The following is a 19839-nucleotide window of genomic DNA, read 5'->3' as shown; positions in this document are numbered from 1 at the left end:
TCAGTCCTGGTCGGCGGCGTCGTGCGATCCGGCGAGCGGGATCTGCTGGCTGATGCAATGGAAGCTGCCGCCGCCGGTCAGGATATGGTCGGCGCGGAGGCCCACCACCTCGCGGTCGGGGAAGATCGCCTGGATCGCCCGCACTGCCGCCTGGTCATTGTCGCTGCCGTAGAGCGGCACGACCACCGCGGCATTGCCGATGTAGAAGTTCATGTAGCTCGCCGGCACGACCTCCTCGTCGCGCAGGATGCGGCCCGGCGAGGGGATCAGCACGACGTCCAGCCCCGCGTTGCGCAGGTCGCGCTCGGCATGCTGATAGACCTGCCAGTTCGGGTCGTTCTCCGCCGCCCGCGGCAGCGCCACGCGATTCTCGCCGACGAAGCGGGCGAGATTGTCGACATGGCCGTCGGTATGGTCGCCGAGCAGCCCGTCGCCGAGCCACACCACCTTGGTGAAGCCCAGATCGTCGCGCAGCCGCGCCTCGATATCGGCCTTGGTCATCGTCGGGTTGCGGTTGGCATTGAGCAGGCATTGCTCGGTGGTCACCACCGTACCGGTGCCGTCGCCGTCGATCGCGCCGCCCTCAAGCACCCAATTGCAATAGCCGACCTTGGCGCCGATCGACTGGCCGAGCCGCAGCCCGATCGTGTCGTCGCCGGGCAGGTCGTATTTGCCGCCCCAGCCGTTGAAGTCGAAGTCCGCCGCCTCGCCATTGTCGAGCAGGATCGGCGCGGTGTCGCGTAGCCAAATGTCGCCGAACGGCTCGACGACGACCTGGGCGAAGGGCGCCATCGCCTCCGCCGCCGCGCCGGCCTCGGCATCGGCGGCGACCAGGATCACCTGCTCGCCGCGGCCATCGGCATGGACGGCGCGGGCGAAGGCGACGACCTCGCGGCGCGCCGGCTCCAGATCCTCGACCCACAATTCGGGGTGCGAGGGGAAGCCGATCCACACCGCCCGGTGCGGCGCCCATTCGGCGGGCGGGGTCGGCAGGCTCATCGGGCAGCCCCGGCGCGGCTCTTGTCGCGGATCGCGCGGAATTCATCACCCGGCACCCAGTTCGGCCAAGCCGTGCCGTCCGCAAGATCGCGGGCGATCATGTAATAGAGCTGCACGTCCTGCTCGACCCCGCGCCAATCCCATTTGGGATCATATTCGTCCTGCGGCGCGTGGTAGCGATGCTCCTCATAATCCTTGGCCGCCGCCTCGCCCGCGGCGCGGCCGCCGGTGACCAGGTCCTGGCCGGTCTCGAAATAGACCATCGGCACGCCGTGCTTGGCCAGGCTGAAATGGTCGGAGCGATAGTAGAAGCCCTTTTCCGGCGTCGGCTCCGGCGTCGCATAGCGGCCCTGCCGCTTCAGCGCAGCGTTGAGATAGCCGTCCAGTTCCGACTTGCCGCCGCCGACGACGATCACGTCCTTGGCCGGGCCGTACATGCCGAGCGCATCCATATTGGCACCGCCGACCGTCTGGCTGAGCGGGTAGATCGGATTGTCGCCATAATAGGCCGAGCCGAGCAGCCCCGATTCCTCTGCGGTCAGCGCGACGAACACCATCGATCGCCGCGCCGGGCCCGCCTTGGCGTTGGCCTGCGCCAGCGCGACCAGCGCCGCAGTGCCGTCGGCATTGTCGACCGCGCCGTTGCAGATGCCGTCGCCGTTGACCGGCGTGCAATGGCCGAGGTGATCCCAATGCGCCGACAGCAGGACATATTCGTTCGGCGCCTCGCGCCCCGGCAGGATGCCGACGACGTTGTGCGAGATCTGCTTGCTGATCGTGTTGTCGAACGACACCGACGCCTTCACGCCGAGCGGCACCGGGCGGAACCCCTTGACCTTGGCGGCGGCGGCGAGTTGGTCGAAATCCTTGCCGGCGCTGGCGAACAAGGCGCGCGCCTTGTCGAGCTGCATCCAGCCGTGCGCCGCCGTGTCATGCATATGGCCATCGGCGGCATCGGCGACGTGCGCGGCACCGGTGTTGCTCGACCGGACGACATTCCAGCCATAGGCGGCGGGTTCGGTCTGGTGGACGATAATCACCGCCGCCGCGCCCTGCCGCGCCGCTTCCTCATATTTGTAGGTCCACCGCCCGTAATAGGTCATCGCGCGGCCGTTGAACGGACCGTTCAGATCCTTGGTCTGCCAGTCGGGATCGTTGATCAGGACGATCACCGTCTTCCCCTTCACGTCGAGGCCGGCATAATCGTTCCAGCCCTTTTCGGGCGCGACGATGCCATAGCCGGCGAAGACGACGTCGCTGTCCCTCACGTCGATATGCGGGGTAACGCGATAGGTGCCGACCACCATGTCGGGACCATAAGCGAGGCTCAACGGGGTCTTGCCGCCGGTGAAGGTCAGGGCCGAGACGTTCTTGGCGGTGATCTCGACCAGCGGCACGTCCTGCAGCCAGCGGCCCTTGTTGCCGGGCTTCAGCCCCGCCTTTTCAAACTGTTCCTGCAGATAGGCGAGCGTCTTGGTCTCGCCGGCGCTGCCCGGCGCGCGCCCTTCGAAGGCGTCGGACGACAGGGTTTTGGTGACCTCCTTCATCGTGTCGACCGAGATCTGGGGGGCGGTCTGCGCGACGGCGGGCGCGGCCGTGGCAGAGAGAAGAGCGGCGAGAAGCAGGCGACGCATCATGGGCTCCGATTTGGGGCAGTATGCGCTGCCTTTTGGCGCGGGGAGGACGGCTTGTCCACGGTGGCGAGAGCGCCGTCACCGTGCAGGGTGGATGCGGCGGCGTCGCAACGAAAAAGGGCGGCCCCGCGGGGCCGCCCTCTTGTGTTCCGATCGGCTGGTGTCACGGCAAAGCCGCGACGTCGGACGGGCAAAGCCCGCCGGCCGGTCCTGCCTCGCTCGACTTAGCGCGAGTAGAACTCGACGACCAGGTTCGGCTCCATCTTTACCGGATAGGGCACTTCGTCGAGCGTCGGCACACGCACGAAGGTGACCTTGGCCGTGCCGTCGGCGGCGACGTAATCGGGCACGTCACGCTCGGCGAGGCCCTGCGCCTCGAGCACCAGCGCCATTTCCTGCGCCTTCTTGCCCAGCGTGATCTCGTCGCCGACGTAGCAGCGGCGCGACGCGACGTTGCACTTCACGCCGTTGACGCGGATGTGGCCATGGCTGACCAGCTGCCGCGCGGCGAAGATCGTCGGCGCGAACTTGGCGCGATAGACGATCATGTCGAGGCGCTGCTCGAGCAGGCCGATCAGGTTCTGACCGGTGTCGCCCTTCATGCGGGCGGCCTCGATGTACGACGCCTTGAACTGCTTCTCGGTGACGTCGCCGTAATAGCCCTTGAGCTTCTGCTTGGCGCGCAGCTGGATGCCGAAGTCCGACACCTTGCCCTTGCGGCGCTGGCCATGCTGACCGGGGCCGTATTCGCGCTTGTTGACCGGGCTCTTCGGGCGGCCCCAGATGTTCTCGCCCATGCGCCGGTCGAGCTTGTACTTGGCGCTTGCACGCTTCGACATAGATATTCCTTGCAACAACAATGACGTATCCCATGCCGCACGGGCATGGGGGTGGTCCCGGTATCGCTCTGCTGGTCTCTGGAGAGGGCAGGCCCGCCGCTTCACCGGGATGCGGGGGCGGTTGCGAAGGCGGCCGCCTAGCGGGCGGGGGCGCGCAAGTCAAGCTGGACAGGCGCAGGCTGGCCCGGCACAGCGCAGCGCATGACGACGATCCTCGCCGGCCCCGATTGCACCACCATGACCGAGGTCCGCGCCGGCGTCGACGCGCTCGACCGCGAACTGGTCGCGCTGCTGGCGCGCCGCTTCGCCTATATGGACGCGGCGGCGCGGATCAAGCCGGCGCGCGGCCATGTCCGCGACGAGGCGAGGAAGGCGCAGGTGATCGCCAATGCGCGCGCCGAGGCGGTGCGGCTCGGCGTGCCCGAGGATGCGGTCGGCGATCTGTGGGAGACGCTGGTCGAGGCATCGATCGCGTACGAGCTGGCGGCGTTCGACCGGCGCTAGGTCGATCGACCCGCCAGCGCCATCCTGCGCCATTGTTGTCATTCCCGCGAAGGCGGGAATCCAGAAACGCCCAGGGTGCGATTCTTTACGGGCGCTGCGCGTCTGGATCCCCGCCTGCGCGGGGATGACGAGCTCCTGAAGTCGGCTCAGGGCTTGCGGAACTTGTAGACGAACTGGTCGGTGTGGCCGCGGATGCTGGGATCGAACACCGGCTTGCTGTGGTCGTCCGCCGGATTGGCCAGCACCTTGCTCTCGCCGACGAAGCGGAAGCCGACCGATTCGACTTGGCGGCGGACCAGCGCCGGCTCGATGCGATGCTTGGTACGGGTGTCGGCCAGGCCGGTGCCGGCCGCGTCGGCGTGATCGATGATCACATAGGTGCCGCCCTTCTTGAGCAGCTTGAACACCGCGGTGTCGAACGCGCGCAGTACCGGTTCGCCGGCGCCGGCGTTGGGGATGTCATGATAATTCTGCACCGTCCAGAACAGGTCGACCGGCTGCGACGCGGTCGGCAGATTGGTCGGCTGCACCTCGGCGGTGACGTTGGCGAGGCCGCGCGCCTTCAGCGCGGTCACACTTTTTTCCGCACGCGCCGCCGCGGCGGCGGGCCAATAGGCCAGGACCTTGCCCTTCGGCCCGACGACACCGCTGAAGATGCGCGTCCAGTATCCGCTGCCCGGAAGGTAATCGATCACTGTATCGCCGGGCTTGGCACCGGAGAAGGCGACCACCGCCGCCGCCTGCCGCCGCTCGTCGTCGCCCTGCTGGTCGGCACGCGCCGGATCGGCGAGCGCCCGCGCCACCACCGCATTGGCCGCGGAAGCCTTCGGCGTCGAACTTTGCGCCGTCGCCGCCCCTGCGAGCGCCACGACCGCCACCGCACCGATCCACCGCATCATCCGACTCCATCGCTGGTTTGGCCCGCGTGCTACACTAAATGGAGGCGATGGGCGACATCCGCGATACGATCCAGGCACAGGTGCACCGGCTGGTCGGCTTCGGCGACGGCGGCGTCGACCTGACCCGGCCGCCCGGCGACGACGGCCTGTTCGGCCCAGAGTCCGCGGCCTGGCGCGTCCACGGCGACTTCACCGCGATGATGGCCGGCGGGGTCGCGGCGCTGCTGCTGCAGATGCTGCATCCCGGCGCATTGGCGGGTGTGTGGGACCATTCCAACTTCCGCCGCGACATGCAGGGACGGCTGAAGCGCACCGCGCAGTTCATCTCCGGCACGACCTATGGCGCCACCGAGACCGCGGAGCGCCTGATCGCGCGGGTGCGCTCGATCCACGACCGCGTCGCCGGTACCTTGCCCGACGGGACGCCGTACAGCGCCAACGACCCGGCGCTGCTGACCTGGGTACACGTCGCCGAGGTGGCGATGTTCCTCGCCGCCTACCGCCGCTATCGCGAGGCCGATTTCCCCGGCAGCGAGCAGGACCGCTATCTCGGCGAGGTCGCGACCATCGCCGAGCGGCTCGGCGCGGTCGCCGTGCCGCGGAGTCGGGCCGAGGTGGACGCTTATCTGCGCGCCGTCCGCCCGCAGCTGCGCGTCGATCACCGCACCCGCGAGGTGGCGCGCGCCCTGCTCCGCCAGCAGCCGGCCAGCCTGGCGATGGCGCCGGCGCAGGCGCTGCTGATGGAGGGCGGCATTGCGCTGCTGCCCGATTGGGCGCGGACGATGCACGGGCTTGACCGGTCGCCGATCCACCGACCCGCCGTGCGCGCCGGGGTAGCGGGAGTCGGCAGCGTGCTGCGCTGGGCGCTGCGCGACGGATCGGCGAAGCGCGCGCGGGCGCAGTAAGGCAGGGCAATTCCTCCCCGGCACGGGGAGGTGGCAGCGCGCCAGCGCTGACGGAGGGGGCTCTCCCCAAGTGGTACGCGGCGTGGCGAGCCCCCTCCACCGCCTCCCCGCAAGCGGGGAGGATTTGCCGGTCACCCCTTGCGGGCGACCTGGAAGCCGGCGAACGATTGGCTGACCGGCATCAGCTCCAGTCTGTTGATGTTGAGGTGCGGCGGCAGCGTCGCGATCCACAGCACGGTCGCGGCGATGTCCTCCGCCGTCATCGGGTCGGCACCGCCGTACAGCGTGTCCGAGGCCTGCTGATTGCCGCCGGTGCGCACCAGGGTGAACTCAGTTTCGACCATGCCCGGCTCGATCGAGGCGACGCGCACGCCGGTGCCGTGCAGGTCGGAACGCAGGCCGAGCGTGAACTGCTTCACGAACGCCTTGGTCCCGCCATAGACGTTGCCGCCGGTATACGGATAGGTCGCGGCGACCGACGACAGGTTGATGATGCCGCCCTTGCGTTCGATCAGCGTCGGCAGCAGCCGGTGGGTGATGGCGACCAGGGCGGTGACGTTGGTGTCGATCATCGTCCGCCAGTCGTCGAGGTCCGAATCCTGCGCCGGCTTGGTGCCGAGCGCGAGGCCGGCATTGTTGACCAGCAGGTCGATGCCCCGGAACGCGTCCGGCAGGGCATCGATCGCCGCCGCCATGGCGTCGGCATCGCGGATGTCGAAGGCGGCGGCGTGGACGCGGCCGCCGAACTCCGCCGCCAGCGCTTCCAGCCGGTCGGCGCGGCGCCCGGTGGCGACGACCTGCCAGCCGATCCCGGCCAGCGCGCGGACGGTGGCGGCGCCGATGCCGGACGTGGCGCCGGTGACGAGTACGGTCTTCATGTCTGTGTCCTCCACGTCATGCCGGACTTGTTCCGGCTTCCACCGGGGGGCAAGTCCATCCGCCGGTGCATGTGCGGCACGGTGGATGCCGGAACAAGCCCGGCATGACGAAAGAGGTCACACGTCGAGGTTGGCGACGTTCAGCGCATTGTCCTGGATGAACTCGCGCCGCGGCTCGACCACCTCGCCCATCAGCTGGGTGAAGATCATGTCGGCGGCCGACACGTCGTCGCTGGTGACGCGCAACATGGTGCGATTGGCGGGATCGAGCGTGGTCTCCCACAATTGCTCCGCGTTCATCTCGCCCAGCCCCTTGTAGCGCTGGATCGACAGGCCCTTGCGCCCCGACGCCAGGATCGCGTCGAGCAGCTGCGATGGCCGCGCCACGCGCGATTCACCGCGCGCGAGCGTCGTCGGTGCCTGCGCATCCTCATCAGTTGGATCGTCGGACACGTCCGCCTGCCCCTTCATCGGGACCAGCTTGCCGGCTTGGACGAAGCTGTCCGCCTCTTCCGACGCGAGGCCGTGCAACTTGCGCGCCTCGGCGCTCGCCAGGAATGTCGCCTCGACGATGTGATGGTCGGTGACGCCGCGCCACAGCCGCTCGAAATGGATGCCGCCATCCTCGGTCAGCCGCGCGGTCCACGCCGCCTCGTCGTCGCCCGCATCGAGCCGGCGCGTCACCTCAGCGACGGTCGCGGCGCGCTGGTCGCGGGTGAAGGTCGGGTCGAGCGCGCCGCCGAGCGCCAGCGCCTCGATGATCACCGGGTCGTAGCGCCGCGGCACGTAGCGCATCAGCGTCCGCATCCGCCGGGCATGGTCGACCAGCGCCCTCAGGTCCTTGCCCGAGCGCGTGCCTCCTCCCGTCTCGAACACCATCGAACCGACGCCCGCCTCGACCAGATAGTCGTCGAGCGCGGCATCGTCCTTCAGATACACTTCCGACCGGCCGCGCGTTGCCTTGTACAGCGGCGGCTGTGCGATGAAGAGGTGGCCGCGTTCGATCAGCTCGGGCATCTGCCGGTAGAAGAAGGTCAGCAGCAACGTGCGGATGTGCGCGCCGTCGACGTCGGCGTCGGTCATGATGACGATCTTGTGGTAACGCAATTTGTCGGCGTTGAAGTCGTCGCGGCCGATGCCGGTGCCCATTGCCTGGATCAGCGTGCCGATCTCCTTGGACGAGATCATCCGGTCGAAGCGCGCGCGCTCGGTGTTGAGGATCTTGCCGCGCAAGGGGAGGATCGCCTGGAAATGGCGGTCGCGTCCCTGCTTGGCCGAACCGCCGGCCGAATCGCCCTCGACCAGGAACAGCTCGGACTTGGCCGGATCCTTCTCCTGACAGTCGGCGAGCTTGCCGGGCAGCGAGGCGATATCCATCACGCCCTTACGCCGGGTCAGTTCGCGTGCCTTCTTCGCCGCCTCGCGCGCCGCCGCCGCATCGATCACCTTGGCGATGATCGCGCGCGCATAGGCCGGATTTTCCTCGAGATATTCGGCCAGCTTGTCGGCCATCAGGCTTTCCAGCGGCGCCCGCACCTCGGACGAGACGAGCTTGTCCTTGGTCTGGCTGCTGAACTTGGGATCGGGCAGCTTGACCGAGACGATCGCGGTCAACCCTTCGCGCATGTCGTCGCCGGTCAGCGTCACCTTCTCCTTTTTGAGGAGCCCCGATTTCTCGGCGTAATTGTTGAGCGTGCGGGTCAGCGCCGCGCGGAACGCCGCGATATGCGTGCCGCCGTCGCGCTGCGGGATGTTGTTGGTGAAGGCGAGGACGTTCTCGTAATAGCTGTCGTTCCACTCCAGCGCGACGTCCATGCCGATCGAATCGCGCTGGCCGGTGATCGCGATCGGTTCGGGCATCAGCGAGGTCTTCGACCGGTCGAGCCATTTGACGAAGGCGGCGATCCCGCCCTCGTAATAGAGCTCGATCGTCTTCGGCTCGTCGTGCCGCGTATCGGTCAGGAACAGGCGGACGCCGGAATTGAGGAAGGCGAGCTCGCGATAGCGATGCTCCAGCTTGTCGAAGTCGAATTCGGTGATCTTGAACGTCGCCGGACTGGGCAGGAAGGTGACGCGCGTCCCCTTCTTGCCGTCCGCCTTGCCGACGACGCGCAGCGGATCGACCGCGTCGCCATGGGCAAAGCGCATGTAATGCTCCTCGCCGTCGCGCCAGATCGTCAGGTCGAGCCATTCGCTGAGCGCGTTGACCACAGAGACGCCGACGCCGTGCAGGCCGCCCGACACCTTATAGGCATTGTCGTCGCTGGTGTTTTCGAACTTACCGCCGGCGTGCAGCTGGGTCATGATGACCTCGGCCGCGCTCACGCCCTCTTCCGGGTGGATACCGGTCGGGATGCCGCGGCCGTTGTCGGTGACGCTGACCGACCCGTCAGCGTTGAGCTGGATGTCGATCCGGTCGCAATGGCCGGCGAGCGCCTCGTCGATCGCATTGTCGCTGACCTCGAACACCATATGGTGGAGGCCCGAGCCGTCGTCGGTGTCGCCGATGTACATGCCCGGCCGCTTGCGTACCGCGTCGAGGCCCTTCAGCACCTTGATCGACGAGGCGCCGTATTCGCTATTCTGGGGTTCTGCCATAGCGAGGATATAGGGATTTCGGGCGCGAAACGGAAGGAAAATGCCGTCCCGCGCCCGAGCTTCCGATTAGCCTCAATAGCGCGCGAATTCCGTCGCGCGGCGGCCGAGCAGCGTCACCTCGACCCGGCGGTTCTGGCGCATGCCGGCGGCGGTCGCGTTGCTGGCGACGGGATCGCGCTCACCATGGCCGGCGACGCTGAAGCGGGCGCGGGTGACGCCCATCGCGTCGAAGGCGGCGCGGACGCTGGCGGCGCGGCGTTCGGACAGGTCCTGGTTGTGCGCATCGGTGCCGCGGCTGTCGGTATAGCCGTCGATCGCGACGCGAACTCCCGGATTGGCGCGCAGATAGGCGCCGAGCGGGCGCAGCTTGTCGACCGCCCCGGGGCGGAGCACGTCGCTGTCGGTCGCGAACAGCACGTCCTCCGACAGGGTCAGGGTCGCGCCGCGCGGCGTCTGGCGGAAGCCGTAATCGTGCATCGCGCGGCGATCCCAGTTGCCGCCCGGCGCGCCGCGCTCGATCACCGTGGTCCGCTCCTCGACCACCGTGCCGCGACCGCGCCCGTTCCAGTCGAACCGATCGCGCCGCGGCCCCGCCGCCTGGGCGAAGGCGCGGTTGGCGGCATCCGCCTCGCGCGGCGACAGGATGCCGTCGTGGTTCCAGTCGAAATTGCGCATCACGAAGGCGCGACCGCGCGGATTGTCGCGCAGCTCGGGAAACAGGACGCGGACGCCGGGCCCGGCCAGACGGTAGGGGCGGTCGCCGGGACCCCAGTCCCAACGGTCCTGCGCGCTGGCGGGCGCGGCAAGTCCGGCGGCGAGCGTCGCGGCGGCGATGGAGGCGGTGATCATGGTGCGCATACTGATGTCTCCTGTCTGTCCCCGCTCTGGCGGCGGCGGATCTGGACCGAACGCCTTGAACCCGCGATGAGCCGCACCGAAAGCTGCGATTAAGGACCGGGGCGGCTTGATTTTTTTATCGCCACGTCGGGTGGCGGCCGCTGCGTCCTCAGCCCAGCGTCACCCGCGTCGCCTCGCCGCGCAGCTCCGTGAACAGGGCCGGCTCCGTTCCGGTCATCCATACCTGACCGCGCCCCGCGAGCCGGTCAAACAGCGCTTCGCGACGGCGCGGGTCGAGGTGCGCGGCGACCTCATCCAGCAACAGCACCGGCCGCCGCCCGACCCGCGCCGAGACGAGTTCGGCATGGGCGAGGACGATGCCGAGCAGCAGCGCCTTCTGCTCGCCGGTCGAGGCGAGCGCCGCCGGCTGGGACTTGCCAAGATGCGTGACCAGCAAGTCGCTGCGATGCGGGCCGACCAGCGTCCGTCCCGCCGCGGCATCGCGCTGGCGGCCGTTGCGCAGCTCGGTGAGCAATCCGTCGGCATCACCCTGCCAGCCGTCGAGCGCGAGGCCGGCCCGCGCGAACGGCCCTTCCGGCTGCGCGGCGAGCGCCGCCCCGAGCAGATCGACGGTGTTGCGCCGCGCAACATCGACCGCCGCGCCATGCTCCGCCATCTGCGCCTCCAGCGCGGCGAGCCAGGACGGATCGGGCGGTGCGTCCTCGGCGAGCAGCCGATTGCGCGCGCGCATCGCCGCCTCATAGCGCGTCGTCGCCTGCGCATGGCCGGCGAACAGCGCCAGCGTCAGCCGATCGAGGAACCGCCGGCGCTCGCCTGCCGGCTCGACGAACAGCCGGTCCATCGCCGGGGTCAGCCACAGCACGGTGAGCCATTCGGCGAGCGTGTTGGCGGTCGCGCTCGCACCCTGGACGCGGACCTGGCGCCGTTCGGGCGCGCTCGCCAGCGTGCCGGTGGCGAGTTCGACATCCTCGTCGCCGAGCCTGGCGGCGATGCCGAAGCCACCCGGCCCGTCCTGCCGCGCCATGTCGGACAAAGCAGCGCGACGCAGGCCGCGCCCTGGTGCGAGCAGCGACACCGCCTCCAGCACATTGGTCTTGCCCGCACCATTCTCGCCGGTCAGTACGACGAAGCCCGGCCCAGGCGCCAGCACCAGCTCCGCATGGTTGCGGAAATCGGTCAGGGCGAGGCGGGACAGCATCGCCGGCCCGCCTAGCAGCATTTCAGGCGGTTAGGCGAGCGCGCCCGCCGCCCGTGCCTTCATCGCGCTGGCGTAGGAGGACAGCGCGTCGCCGAGTTCCGCCTGGGCCCGGCGATAGGCGACGGGATCCGCGATCCGCAGCCGCGCCCGCGCCGCGTCGAGCGGCTCGTCCATCAGCGCCTCATAATCCTCGCCGAGCAGCCAGACCGCGCGCTTGCCGTTGCGATAGCCCTCCCGCACCGCTTTGGCGAACAGCAGGCCCTTCGACACCGCCACCGACTTGAGCGCCGCGCCGGCGGCGATGAACGCCCAGCCGAGGCCGCGGGTCTGCGCATAGGAGAAAGCGACGAGGCAGGCCTCGCCCATCGTCTCGTCGGCCTTGTAGCCGGTCAGCACGTGCCAGATGTCGTGGACGTCGCGGGTGCGGCGGCCCATCCAGGCATAGGGATGTTCGGCGTCGACCTCGCTGGGTGCGGCGCGGCTGACCTCGACGAGGCCGTCGGCGGAATAGCCGGTCGATTCCAGGAAGTCGCGATAGGCCGCGCCGACCGTGCCGGGCTTGAAGCCCGCCACCCAGTCGCGATCGGAGAAGCGCTGCGCCAGCTCGACCTGCGCGGTCGCCATCCGCCCGCCCGCGCGTGTCGCGAGCAGCCGCCCGTAAGCCTGCGCCGTGTCGCCGACGTTGAGGGCGCGCATGATACGGAACACCTGCGGTGTGTCGTCGCCATTGGCGAGCAACGCGCGCAGCGCGGCGAAGGCGGTGCGCCAGTCGCGGCGGCCGGTGGTGCCGGGAAAGGGGGGAAGCTTGGCCATCGTCATCGGCTCCATACTTACAATGATGTCAGTATAGCGCGTCGAGGGTGATGGGGCAAGATGATGTGCGGCGGACCGTCACACCTACGGCGTCAGGTCACCAGCCGCCGCAGCGTCTCGACGCGATCCGCCTCTGCCGCCGGCTTGTCGGTGCGAATCCGCGCGATCCGCGGAAATCGCATCGCGACGCCGGACTTGTGCCGGCTGGAGGCGTGGATCGAGTCAAAGGCGATCTCCAGCACCAGCGACTTTTCGACCTCGCGCACCGGGCCGAAGCGGTTCAGCGTATTGCCGCGAACGAACCGATCGAGCATCTTCAGCTCTTCGTCGGTGATCCCCGAATAGGCCTTGCCGACCGGCAGCAGCTCGCCGTCCTCGGTCCAGCAGCCGAAGGTATAGTCGCTGTAATAGGAAGAGCGGCGGCCGTTACCGCGCTGCGCGTACATCATCACGCAATCGGCGGTCAGTGGATCGCGCTTCCATTTGTACCATAGGCCGGCGCGACGGCCGCCGACATAGGGGGAATCGCGCCGCTTCAGCATCACGCCCTCGATCGCGGCATCACGGGCGCCGGCGCGGATCGCCTCCAGTTCGGTGAAACTGTCCGCGGCGATCACCTGACTGATGTCGAACCGCTCCGGATCGAGCCGGGGGACGAAGGCCTCCAGCCGCGCCCGCCGCTCCGTCCACGGCAGATTGCGCAGATCCTCGTCGCCGTCGACCAGGATGTCGTAGAGGCGGACGAAGGCGGGATAATCGGCGAGCATCTTGGCCGACACCTGCTTGCGGCCGAGCCGCTGCTGAAGCGCGTTGAAGCTCGCCGCGCCGCCGCCGTCCTCCAGCGTGCCGCCCTGCACCTCGCCCTTGACCAGCAATTCGCCGTCGACCGCACCGGGGGTGGCGAAGGCCGCGGCAACATCGGGAAAGCTGCCGGTGACGTCGTCGCCGGTGCGGCTGTAGAGCCGCGTTTGGCCGGCGGTGTGGACGATCTGGACGCGGATACCGTCCCATTTCCATTCGGCGGCGTAATCGGCGAGGTCGACCTGCGCATCCTCCAGCCCATGAGCGAGCATGAACGGCCGAAACACCGGCACGTCCGCCGCCGTGGGCTGCGGACCGTGCCCCTCCGCCCAGGCGAACAGCGATGCGTAAGGCGGCGACAGGCCGTGCCACACCTCCTCGACGACATCGACGTCGAGCCCAAAGGCTTGCGCCAACGCCGTCTTGGCGAGCCGCGCCGACACGCCGATGCGCAATGATCCGGTTGCCATTTTGAGCAGGGCGAAGCGTTCCTCCGCGTCGAGCCGGTCGAGCATCGCCGCCAGCGCGGCGGGCGCGTCCGAGCGCGACAGGTGGAGCAGCCGGTCGACGACGGCGCTGACTGATAGCGGCTCGCCGATCGGGGCCGGCACGGGCGCCGGCCACAGCAGCGCCACCGTCTCCGCGGTATCGCCGACATAGTCGCGGCTCATCCGGAACAGCACCGGATCGATGCGGGCCTCGATCAGCGCGCGCACCACGGCGGGTTTGATGCCGGGAATGTCGAGATCGCCGGTCAGCGCCGCCATCGCCCAGCCCCGATCCGGATCAGGGGTCGCCAGCAGATAATCGACGATCAGCTTCAGCTTGGCGTTGCGGCCGCGGGTGTAGATCAGCGAGTCGAGGAGCGCGGCGAAGGCGTGCATGACGATGCAACGTCTGGCGGGGCCGAACCGCTCCCGCTACCGCAGCCGGCGATGACCCGCGCCGTCCGTACGATCCTGATCCTGCTCGCCGCCGGGGTACTGGCAATTGCCGTGCTGCTGGTCGTCGGACTGCGCGAGATCGTCGCCGACCCGATCGTCCGCACCACCTATGTCGCCCTGCCCGGCTGGCCGGCGCGAACGCCGCCGCTGACGGTCGCGCTGGTCAGCGACATCCATATCGGCAATCGCGCGATGGATGCGGCGCGGCTCGACCGCATCGTCGGCGCCATCAACGCGCACCGGCCGGACCTGGTGCTGCTCGCCGGCGACTTCGTGATCGGACACGATGCGGCAAGCGGTGCCGGCGCCGCCGAGCAACTGGTCGCGCCCCTGTCGCGCCTGCGCGCGCCGCGCGGCCGCTACGCCGTGCTCGGCAATCACGATCACTGGACGGGGGCGGCCCGCGTCGTGCGCGCGCTGCAAGCCGCGGGCATAACCATCCTGTCCAACCGCAACATCCGGGTCGGCCCGCTGACGCTGGTCGGGATCGACGATGCCTATAGCGGCCATAACGACGTCGCCCGTGCCTTTGCCGGGTCTGCGCCGGGTCCGCGGATCGCGCTGACCCATGCGCCCGATGTCGTCGCCTGGCTGTCGCCCGGCGACGCCCCACTGCTGCTCGCCGGCCATACCCATTGCGGTCAGGTCGCGCTGCCGGACGGGCGCGGCGTCACCGAACTGGGCCTGTTGTCCGCCCGCCCGCTGTACAATCCGCGCTATCGATGCGGGCGGATCGACGATCCCGGCCGCACGGTGATCGTCACCGCCGGCGTCGGCGGCGGCAGCGCGCCGATCCGGCTGAACGCGCCACCCGATTGGTGGCTGATCACCGTCGGCGGGCCGCTCAATCGACCGCGTCCTTGACCGCCTTGCCCGCCATCAGGCCCAGCACGAGGAAGATCAGGAACAGAGCGATCGCGATGAAGAAGAGGATCTTGGCGATGCCGATAAAGGCACCGCCGACCCCGCCGAAGCCGAGCAGCGCGAGTACGAGCCCGATGACGAGGAAGGTGAAAGCGAGCTTGAGCATGACGGCCTCCTGAACCTCGGCGAAGAACAGGCAGGAGGCCTGACATGTTCCGCGGGTCGGGCGCCGCGGCCTCAGCCCTTGCGGCTCGCCTCGAACAGGAACCAGGCGCGCTCCTCGGCCTGGTCAGTCCATTCGTCGACGATGCCGCTGGTCGCATTGTCCCTCGCCTCCTCGGCGGCGTCCTTCACCGCGCGGAAGGCCTCGACCAATTTGAGATTGTCCTCGCGCAGTTCGGCGAGCATCGCACCCGCCTCGACGAACTCCAGATCGTTGTCGGCGATCGTCTGGCGGCGGCTGATGTCGCCGATCGACCGCAGCGTCGTGTTGCCGATCTTGCGCACCCGCTCCGCGATCGCATCGGTGACGCCGAGGATCTGCGCCGCCTGATCGTCGAGCAGCAGGTGATAGTCGCGGAAATGCGGGCCCGAGACGTGCCAGTGAAAATTCTTGGTCTTGATGTAGAGCGCGAAGCAATCGGCGAGCGCCGCATTGAGCGCGTCGGCGACCGAACGCGTGTTGGCGAGATCGGTCGGCGTGCGCAGCGCCGGGTTGGTATCGGCCATCGATGGTCTCCCGTGGCGGTGAGTGAAATCGTTGCGGCAACGATCCGATAGCCGAAATGCTCCCACCGGGAGAATCCGAATTGCCGGTCTGTCTGATCGACGGCTCAGATCAGCCGCAGCGCCCCGAGTCCCAACCACAGGCCGACGAGCAGGAACACCGTGCCCGCCACCCGCCGCAAGGTCAGCTGGGGCAGCGCAGTCCATCCCGCCTCGCCCAAAACGGCGGCGACCGCGAGCGGCACCAGCCCGCCGATCGTGGCGCCGGCGGCGGCGAACCCCGCCTGCCCGGCGCGCGCTGCCAATGCCAGCACGACGAATTGCACGCCGTCGCCGAAGGCGAGGATGAACAGGCCGAGCAGGCTGGTCGCAAATGCGCCGATCCGCCAGCCGGCGAGGCGTTCCGGCGGCTTGGCGGCGACCAGCATCCCGCCGCCCTGCAACACCAGCGCCAGGGCAACGAACAGTTGCCGCGCCTCCGGCGTCAGATGCGGCGCGATCCAGGCGCCGGCGACCGCCGCGATCGTCGTGGCCGCTGCGAGTGCGATGGCGGCGGCAAGGATCACCGTCGCCGGCCGGGCGAAGCGATCTGCCAGGATCGCCGTCAGCCGCGCCGGCCGATCGCCGATCTGCCCCAGCGCCGCCGCGAGCAGCGCCGCCATCAGCGCGTCCATCAGGAAATCATCGCGCGCGAGCGGCTCAATGCGCCAGCCGCACCGAACAGGCCGCGGCGAAGGCGTCGCAGGCGGCGAGATCCTGCCGCTCGCAGGCGACCGCGTCGCGCAGCATCGCCAGCCAGCCGTGGACCAGCGCGCCATGCTCGCCGCGCGACAGAGCCGAATCGACGAAATGCGCCACCGTCACCGCCGGTGCCAGACCGTTGCGATGCGCGATCAGGCGGATCGCATCGATGTCGCGCGCCAGCGTCTTCGCGGGCGTATAGGGCGCCCGCACGTCGATCGCGGCGATTCGTGCCGTCAGTTCCGCACGGATAGCGCCCAGGTCCGTCTCCATCCCCATCATCCGCCCCCTTCCGATCCGCCCCCGATCGTCTATTCTAGATGCGCACCCTCGCATGACGAGGGTAACGGCGTGGTTAAGACGGCGGGCACGCCCGGCCGATCCACCGCACTCGGTTGACTTTCCGCGCCGCCTGCGCCATGCGCCGCGGCTGATCGAGCGGCGGCGCCTGTGTCGCCGCTCTTATGCGTTTTTCAGGATTCAGGGCTCATGGCCAAGCCGACCACCGTCAAGATCAAGCTCGTCAGCTCCGCCGACACCGGCTTCTTCTACGTCACCAAGAAGAACCCGCGTACCAAGACCGAGAAGCTGAGCTTCAACAAGTACGATCCCGTCGTGCGCAAGCACGTCGAGTTCAAGGAAGCCAAGATCAAGTAAGCCGGCCAGGGCGGCTTTCCGCCCGCCGCTTGCCGATCCGGTGCGACCAGAGCCGCCGGTGCGGGATGCCGCACCGGCGGCTCTCGTTGTGCCTGTGCGGCTGCACGTCGCGCTGATCTTCGCTCCCGCTGCCGCCTCGCTCCGCCGCCCGGTCAGACAGGCTGGGTTCATGTTGCGGGCGCGAAGGGGGCTGCGGCGAACGGGCCCTCCGCTCGCCGTGTAATCGCGTCACTACGGGCCTGGGGCGGCGGCTTGCTGCAAGCCGTCGCTCCCGGTTTCGAACCTTGGGATCATCCGTCCGCACCCCATATCGTCGGGATCGCGCCATCGGAAGGTTCCTGCTGATGCCCCCCTCCTCCTCGCGCCGCGCCGTCCTCTACCGGATGGTGATGCCCGACCATGTCTGCCCCTTCGGCCTCAAGGCGCGTGACCTGTTGCAGCGGCAGGGCTTCGCGATTGAGGATCATTGGCTGACGACGCGGGCGGAGACGGACGCGTTCAAGGCGGCACATGACGTCCGCACCACGCCGCAGACGTTCATCGACGGCGCCCGGATCGGCGGCTACGACGATCTGCGCCGCTTCTTCGGCAAGCCCGTCGCCGACCCAAAGGCGACTCGCTACCGCCCGGTGCTCGCGGTGTTCGCGATCACCGCGCTGATGGCGTTTGCGGCCAGCGTCGCCGCTTATGGCACGCCATGGACGATGCGCGCCGGCGAATGGTTCGTCGCGTTCAGCATGACGGTGCTCGCGATGCTCAAGTTGCAGGACGTCGAGCGCTTCTCGACCATGTTCCTCAACTACGATCTGCTGGCGCGCCGCTGGGTCCCATACGCCTATGCCTATCCCTATCTGGAAGCCGGCGCCGGCGTGCTGATGATCGCGGGCGTCGCGCGCTGGCTGTCGGTGCCGGTGGCGCTTGTCATCGGCGGCATCGGCGCGGTGTCCGTCATCAAGGCGGTCTATGTCGACAAGCGTGAATTGAAATGCGCCTGCGTCGGCGGCGACAGCAACGTGCCGCTCGGCGCATTGTCGCTGACCGAAAATGTGATGATGGTCGCGATGGCGGTGTGGATGCTGCTCAGATGAGCGCGTTGACCGCGTCCATGAAGCGCATCAGGCTGATCGGCTTGGAGACATAGGCGGCGGCGCCGGCGGTGCGGATCCGCTCCTCGTCCTCGCGCCCGGCATAAGCGGTGACCGCCATCACCGGGATCGTGCGCAATTCGTCGTCGGCCTTCAGCGCCAGGATCAGCTCATAGCCGGTGACGTGCGGCATCTGGATGTCCATGATGATCAGTTCGGGCCTGACCTCGCGCGCGCGCTCCACCGCCTCGCGACCGTCGCGCACCGGTTCGGCGACGAATTGATGCGCCCGCAGCAGGTCGCAGAACAGCTTCAGGTTGAGCTCGTTATCCTCGACAACGAGAATCCTTTTTGCCACGCCCCTCACCACCCTTTCGTCCACAGCGTGATAGGCAATGCGCGAGCCTGATTCAAATACCTCGGATAGCGCCACGCTGGCGTTGCAGGCATTGGTCTGGACGCTGGGTGACGGCGACCGTGCCGCGCGACTGCTTGGCGTCACCGGGCTCGATCCGGCTGATTTGCGCGCACGGGCGAGCGATCCGGCGGTGCTCGCCGCGACCCTGCTGTTCCTCGAATCGCACGAGCCCGATCTCGTCGCCTGCGCCGCGGCGCTGGACGTGCCACCCCAGGCGTTGGTCCGCGCCCGTGAACGACTGGAGAATTGAGTGAAGCCGCTGCTGATCTGCGATTGCGACGAGGTGCTGCTCCACATGGTCAAGCATTTCGGCGTATGGCTGCGCGAGTCGCACGACATCGCCTTCACCCCCGACGGCGCCGATTTCGCCAATTCGATGCGCCGCGCCGATGGCAGCGTGCCGAGCCGCGACGAGATGTGGGCGCTGCTCGGCGGCTTCTTCCCCGGCGAGATGCATCGCCAGACGCTGGTGCCGCATGCCACCGAGGCGCTGGCGCGGCTCGCCGAGATGGCGGAGATCGTCATCCTCACCAATCTGACCGACGAATGCCGGACGGCGCGGATCGAACAGCTCGCGCGCTTCGGCATCGCGCATCGCGTCGAATGCAATCAGGGCGGCAAGGGCGATCCGGTCGCGCGGCTGGTCGCCGAACACGGCGATCCGGTCACCGTCTTCGTCGACGATTTGCCGGTCCACCACGAATCGGTCGCGCGGCACGCCCCCGGCGTCCACCGGCTGCATATGGTGTCCGAGCCGACGCTGGCACCCAATGTCGCGCCCGCACCGTTCGCGCATGCGCGGATCGACGACTGGCGCGAGGCGGCGGACTGGATCGCGGCGCGCTTCGCCGCCGGCCGGCCCGCCGCGTCGGCCTTGCCCGCCGAGGCCTGAGCCCGCTACCGCGGCTGCCAACACGAAAGGACCCTGCATGACCGACCGTATCGACCGCAAGCTCGAAGAACTCGGCCTGACCCTGCCCGAAGCCGCCGCGCCGGTCGCGGCCTATGTGCCGGTGGTCGAGGCTGGCGGCCTGCTCCACCTGTCGGGGCAATTGCCTTTCGTCGACGGTCAGTTGGTGACCGGCCGACTCGGCGACGGCGTGTCGCTCGAAGACGGCCAGGCGGCGGCGCGCGCCTGCGGCCTGATGATCGTCGCGCAGATCAAGAAGTATCTCGGCGGCGACCTGTCGCGGGTGCGGCGCGTCGTGAAGCTGGGCGTTTTCGTCAACAGCCACGCCAATTTCACCGACCAGCCGAAGGTCGCCAACGGGGCGTCGGAACTGATGGTCGCGCTGTTCGGCGATGACGGCCGCCACGCCCGCAGCGCAGTCGGCGTACCGGTGCTGCCGCTCGGCGCGGCCGTCGAGGTGGACGCGATCATCCAGGTCGATTGAGCGGCATTGTCCTCCCGTCATTCCCGCCCCCGCGGGAATGACGGACGGCGGCTGGAAGCCGCCGCCGCCGCCCCTATATCGGCG

23 protein-coding genes are annotated in these 19839 nt (G+C 68.7%); 8 read left to right on the top strand and 15 right to left on the bottom strand.

Going from position 1 to position 19839, the window contains the following annotated elements; all coding sequences use genetic code 11:
* The 3 genes from D9601_RS12060 to rpsD all read right to left on the bottom strand — a co-directional run bounded on the left by D9601_RS12060 (position 1) and on the right by rpsD (position 3472).
* The gene (locus tag D9601_RS12060) at positions 1 to 999 is read right to left on the bottom strand and encodes an agmatine deiminase family protein (RefSeq protein WP_198354234.1); all 999 of its coding nucleotides are present in this window, start codon (positions 997 to 999) and stop codon (positions 1 to 3) included.
* On the bottom strand, positions 996 to 2633 hold the full coding sequence (locus D9601_RS12055) for a M28 family metallopeptidase (RefSeq protein WP_198354487.1): 1638 nt from the start codon (positions 2631 to 2633) through the stop codon (positions 996 to 998). Before D9601_RS12055 ends, D9601_RS12060 begins: the two co-directional genes overlap by 4 nt.
* A gap of 224 nt (positions 2634 to 2857) precedes the next feature.
* On the bottom strand, positions 2858 to 3472 hold the full coding sequence (gene rpsD / locus D9601_RS12050; protein ID WP_198354233.1) for a 30S ribosomal protein S4: 615 nt from the start codon (positions 3470 to 3472) through the stop codon (positions 2858 to 2860).
* A gap of 201 nt (positions 3473 to 3673) precedes the next feature.
* Here rpsD and D9601_RS12045 point away from each other — a divergent pair, with 201 nt between their 5' ends.
* Positions 3674 to 3976: a chorismate mutase gene (locus D9601_RS12045; RefSeq protein WP_198354232.1), complete on the top strand. Its 303-nt coding sequence runs from the start codon at positions 3674 to 3676 to the stop codon at positions 3974 to 3976.
* A gap of 146 nt (positions 3977 to 4122) precedes the next feature.
* Here D9601_RS12045 and D9601_RS12040 read toward each other — a convergent pair whose 3' ends face one another.
* On the bottom strand, positions 4123 to 4875 hold the full coding sequence (locus tag D9601_RS12040; protein WP_232474067.1) for a class I SAM-dependent methyltransferase: 753 nt from the start codon (positions 4873 to 4875) through the stop codon (positions 4123 to 4125).
* A 47-nt stretch (positions 4876 to 4922) separates the two neighbouring features.
* Between D9601_RS12040 and D9601_RS12035 the strand changes: the two genes are divergently transcribed.
* Positions 4923 to 5780: an oxygenase MpaB family protein gene (locus tag D9601_RS12035; protein WP_198354231.1), complete on the top strand. Its 858-nt coding sequence runs from the start codon at positions 4923 to 4925 to the stop codon at positions 5778 to 5780.
* 131 nt (positions 5781 to 5911) lie between these two features.
* Here D9601_RS12035 and D9601_RS12030 read toward each other — a convergent pair whose 3' ends face one another.
* The 6 genes from D9601_RS12030 to D9601_RS12005 all read right to left on the bottom strand — a co-directional run bounded on the left by D9601_RS12030 (position 5912) and on the right by D9601_RS12005 (position 13810).
* The gene (locus tag D9601_RS12030) at positions 5912 to 6658 is read right to left on the bottom strand and encodes an SDR family NAD(P)-dependent oxidoreductase (protein WP_198354230.1); all 747 of its coding nucleotides are present in this window, start codon (positions 6656 to 6658) and stop codon (positions 5912 to 5914) included.
* A gap of 117 nt (positions 6659 to 6775) precedes the next feature.
* On the bottom strand, positions 6776 to 9256 hold the full coding sequence (gene gyrB / locus D9601_RS12025) for a DNA topoisomerase (ATP-hydrolyzing) subunit B (protein WP_198354229.1): 2481 nt from the start codon (positions 9254 to 9256) through the stop codon (positions 6776 to 6778).
* A 72-nt stretch (positions 9257 to 9328) separates the two neighbouring features.
* Complete coding sequence (locus tag D9601_RS12020; protein ID WP_232474065.1) at positions 9329 to 10114, bottom strand: OmpA family protein; 786 nt, start codon at positions 10112 to 10114, stop codon at positions 9329 to 9331.
* 148 nt (positions 10115 to 10262) lie between these two features.
* Positions 10263 to 11312, bottom strand: a complete 1050-nt coding sequence (gene recF / locus D9601_RS12015; protein WP_198354228.1) for a DNA replication/repair protein RecF — start codon at positions 11310 to 11312, stop codon at positions 10263 to 10265.
* Positions 11313 to 11342: 30 nt separating this feature from the next.
* The gene (locus D9601_RS12010) at positions 11343 to 12125 is read right to left on the bottom strand and encodes a Coq4 family protein (protein ID WP_198354227.1); all 783 of its coding nucleotides are present in this window, start codon (positions 12123 to 12125) and stop codon (positions 11343 to 11345) included.
* 92 nt (positions 12126 to 12217) lie between these two features.
* Positions 12218 to 13810 (bottom strand): cisplatin damage response ATP-dependent DNA ligase, encoded by a 1593-nt coding sequence (locus tag D9601_RS12005; RefSeq protein WP_198354226.1) that lies wholly within the window; start codon positions 13808 to 13810, stop codon positions 12218 to 12220.
* 51 nt (positions 13811 to 13861) lie between these two features.
* Here D9601_RS12005 and D9601_RS12000 point away from each other — a divergent pair, with 51 nt between their 5' ends.
* Positions 13862 to 14734: a metallophosphoesterase gene (locus tag D9601_RS12000; RefSeq protein WP_198354225.1), complete on the top strand. Its 873-nt coding sequence runs from the start codon at positions 13862 to 13864 to the stop codon at positions 14732 to 14734.
* Here D9601_RS12000 and D9601_RS11995 read toward each other — a convergent pair.
* The 4 genes from D9601_RS11995 to D9601_RS11980 all read right to left on the bottom strand — a co-directional run bounded on the left by D9601_RS11995 (position 14715) and on the right by D9601_RS11980 (position 16474).
* A complete protein-coding gene (locus D9601_RS11995; protein WP_198354224.1) occupies positions 14715 to 14900 on the bottom strand; it encodes a DUF1328 domain-containing protein in 186 nt (61 codons plus the stop codon). The two genes, D9601_RS12000 and D9601_RS11995, sit on opposite strands and share 20 nt — an antisense overlap.
* Positions 14901 to 14971: 71 nt before the next feature.
* Positions 14972 to 15463: a Dps family protein gene (locus D9601_RS11990; protein ID WP_198354223.1), complete on the bottom strand. Its 492-nt coding sequence runs from the start codon at positions 15461 to 15463 to the stop codon at positions 14972 to 14974.
* 104 nt (positions 15464 to 15567) lie between these two features.
* On the bottom strand, positions 15568 to 16134 hold the full coding sequence (locus D9601_RS11985; protein WP_198354222.1) for a TMEM165/GDT1 family protein: 567 nt from the start codon (positions 16132 to 16134) through the stop codon (positions 15568 to 15570).
* A 25-nt stretch (positions 16135 to 16159) separates the two neighbouring features.
* Positions 16160 to 16474 carry a hypothetical protein gene (locus D9601_RS11980; RefSeq protein WP_232474063.1) on the bottom strand — a complete coding sequence of 105 codons (315 nt, stop codon included), beginning with the start codon at positions 16472 to 16474 and terminating at the stop codon, positions 16160 to 16162.
* 216 nt (positions 16475 to 16690) lie between these two features.
* On the opposite strand from D9601_RS11980, the gene rpmG reads away from it, so the two are divergent.
* Both rpmG and D9601_RS11970 read left to right on the top strand, forming a co-directional pair.
* On the top strand, positions 16691 to 16858 hold the full coding sequence (rpmG, locus tag D9601_RS11975; protein ID WP_007407030.1) for a 50S ribosomal protein L33: 168 nt from the start codon (positions 16691 to 16693) through the stop codon (positions 16856 to 16858).
* 344 nt (positions 16859 to 17202) lie between these two features.
* Positions 17203 to 17946, top strand: coding sequence for a MauE/DoxX family redox-associated membrane protein (locus tag D9601_RS11970; RefSeq protein WP_198354220.1), 744 nt, complete (start codon positions 17203 to 17205; stop codon positions 17944 to 17946).
* Here the strand turns inward: D9601_RS11970 and D9601_RS11965 are convergent.
* Complete coding sequence (locus D9601_RS11965) at positions 17939 to 18301, bottom strand: response regulator (protein ID WP_198354219.1); 363 nt, start codon at positions 18299 to 18301, stop codon at positions 17939 to 17941. The genes D9601_RS11970 and D9601_RS11965 overlap by 8 nt on opposite strands.
* Positions 18302 to 18338: 37 nt before the next feature.
* Here D9601_RS11965 and D9601_RS11960 point away from each other — a divergent pair, with 37 nt between their 5' ends.
* The 3 genes from D9601_RS11960 to D9601_RS11950 are packed head-to-tail and all read left to right on the top strand — an operon-like array spanning position 18339 to position 19755.
* Complete coding sequence (locus D9601_RS11960) at positions 18339 to 18611, top strand: DUF3572 domain-containing protein (RefSeq protein ID WP_198354218.1); 273 nt, start codon at positions 18339 to 18341, stop codon at positions 18609 to 18611.
* On the top strand, positions 18612 to 19253 hold the full coding sequence (locus D9601_RS11955; RefSeq protein WP_198354217.1) for an HAD family hydrolase: 642 nt from the start codon (positions 18612 to 18614) through the stop codon (positions 19251 to 19253).
* A gap of 37 nt (positions 19254 to 19290) precedes the next feature.
* A complete protein-coding gene (locus D9601_RS11950; protein ID WP_198354216.1) occupies positions 19291 to 19755 on the top strand; it encodes a RidA family protein in 465 nt (154 codons plus the stop codon).
* Positions 19756 to 19839 lie beyond the last annotated feature (84 nt).

This window comes from Sphingomonas sp. MA1305 (assembly GCF_016107325.1).
GTDB lineage: Bacteria > Pseudomonadota > Alphaproteobacteria > Sphingomonadales > Sphingomonadaceae > Sphingomonas.
The sequence above is the reverse complement of the archived record's forward strand: the minus strand, read 5'-3'. Positions and strand labels throughout refer to the sequence as shown.

What these genes read in the sequence shown, in the direction of transcription:
- D9601_RS11960 (WP_198354218.1), top strand. Translation starts at nt 18,339, where the DNA reads ATGCGCGAGCCTGATTCAAATACCTCGGATAGCGCCACGCTGGCGTTG.
- D9601_RS11995 (WP_198354224.1), bottom strand. Translation starts at nt 14,900, where the DNA reads ATGCTCAAGCTCGCTTTCACCTTCCTCGTCATCGGGCTCGTACTCGCG.
- D9601_RS12055 (WP_198354487.1), bottom strand. Translation starts at nt 2,633, where the DNA reads ATGCGTCGCCTGCTTCTCGCCGCTCTTCTCTCTGCCACGGCCGCGCCC.
- D9601_RS12040 (WP_232474067.1), bottom strand. Translation starts at nt 4,875, where the DNA reads ATGATGCGGTGGATCGGTGCGGTGGCGGTCGTGGCGCTCGCAGGGGCG.
- D9601_RS12035 (WP_198354231.1), top strand. Translation starts at nt 4,923, where the DNA reads ATGGGCGACATCCGCGATACGATCCAGGCACAGGTGCACCGGCTGGTC.
- D9601_RS12010 (WP_198354227.1), bottom strand. Translation starts at nt 12,125, where the DNA reads ATGGCCAAGCTTCCCCCCTTTCCCGGCACCACCGGCCGCCGCGACTGG.
- D9601_RS11990 (WP_198354223.1), bottom strand. Translation starts at nt 15,463, where the DNA reads ATGGCCGATACCAACCCGGCGCTGCGCACGCCGACCGATCTCGCCAAC.
- rpsD (WP_198354233.1), bottom strand. Translation starts at nt 3,472, where the DNA reads ATGTCGAAGCGTGCAAGCGCCAAGTACAAGCTCGACCGGCGCATGGGC.
- D9601_RS12020 (WP_232474065.1), bottom strand. Translation starts at nt 10,114, where the DNA reads ATGCGCACCATGATCACCGCCTCCATCGCCGCCGCGACGCTCGCCGCC.
- D9601_RS12045 (WP_198354232.1), top strand. Translation starts at nt 3,674, where the DNA reads ATGACGACGATCCTCGCCGGCCCCGATTGCACCACCATGACCGAGGTC.
- D9601_RS11950 (WP_198354216.1), top strand. Translation starts at nt 19,291, where the DNA reads ATGACCGACCGTATCGACCGCAAGCTCGAAGAACTCGGCCTGACCCTG.
- rpmG (WP_007407030.1), top strand. Translation starts at nt 16,691, where the DNA reads ATGGCCAAGCCGACCACCGTCAAGATCAAGCTCGTCAGCTCCGCCGAC.
- D9601_RS11980 (WP_232474063.1), bottom strand. Translation starts at nt 16,474, where the DNA reads ATGGAGACGGACCTGGGCGCTATCCGTGCGGAACTGACGGCACGAATC.
- D9601_RS11970 (WP_198354220.1), top strand. Translation starts at nt 17,203, where the DNA reads ATGCCCCCCTCCTCCTCGCGCCGCGCCGTCCTCTACCGGATGGTGATG.
- D9601_RS12060 (WP_198354234.1), bottom strand. Translation starts at nt 999, where the DNA reads ATGAGCCTGCCGACCCCGCCCGCCGAATGGGCGCCGCACCGGGCGGTG.
- gyrB (WP_198354229.1), bottom strand. Translation starts at nt 9,256, where the DNA reads ATGGCAGAACCCCAGAATAGCGAATACGGCGCCTCGTCGATCAAGGTG.
- D9601_RS12005 (WP_198354226.1), bottom strand. Translation starts at nt 13,810, where the DNA reads ATGCACGCCTTCGCCGCGCTCCTCGACTCGCTGATCTACACCCGCGGC.
- D9601_RS12000 (WP_198354225.1), top strand. Translation starts at nt 13,862, where the DNA reads ATGACCCGCGCCGTCCGTACGATCCTGATCCTGCTCGCCGCCGGGGTA.
- D9601_RS12030 (WP_198354230.1), bottom strand. Translation starts at nt 6,658, where the DNA reads ATGAAGACCGTACTCGTCACCGGCGCCACGTCCGGCATCGGCGCCGCC.
- D9601_RS11985 (WP_198354222.1), bottom strand. Translation starts at nt 16,134, where the DNA reads ATGGACGCGCTGATGGCGGCGCTGCTCGCGGCGGCGCTGGGGCAGATC.
- recF (WP_198354228.1), bottom strand. Translation starts at nt 11,312, where the DNA reads ATGCTGTCCCGCCTCGCCCTGACCGATTTCCGCAACCATGCGGAGCTG.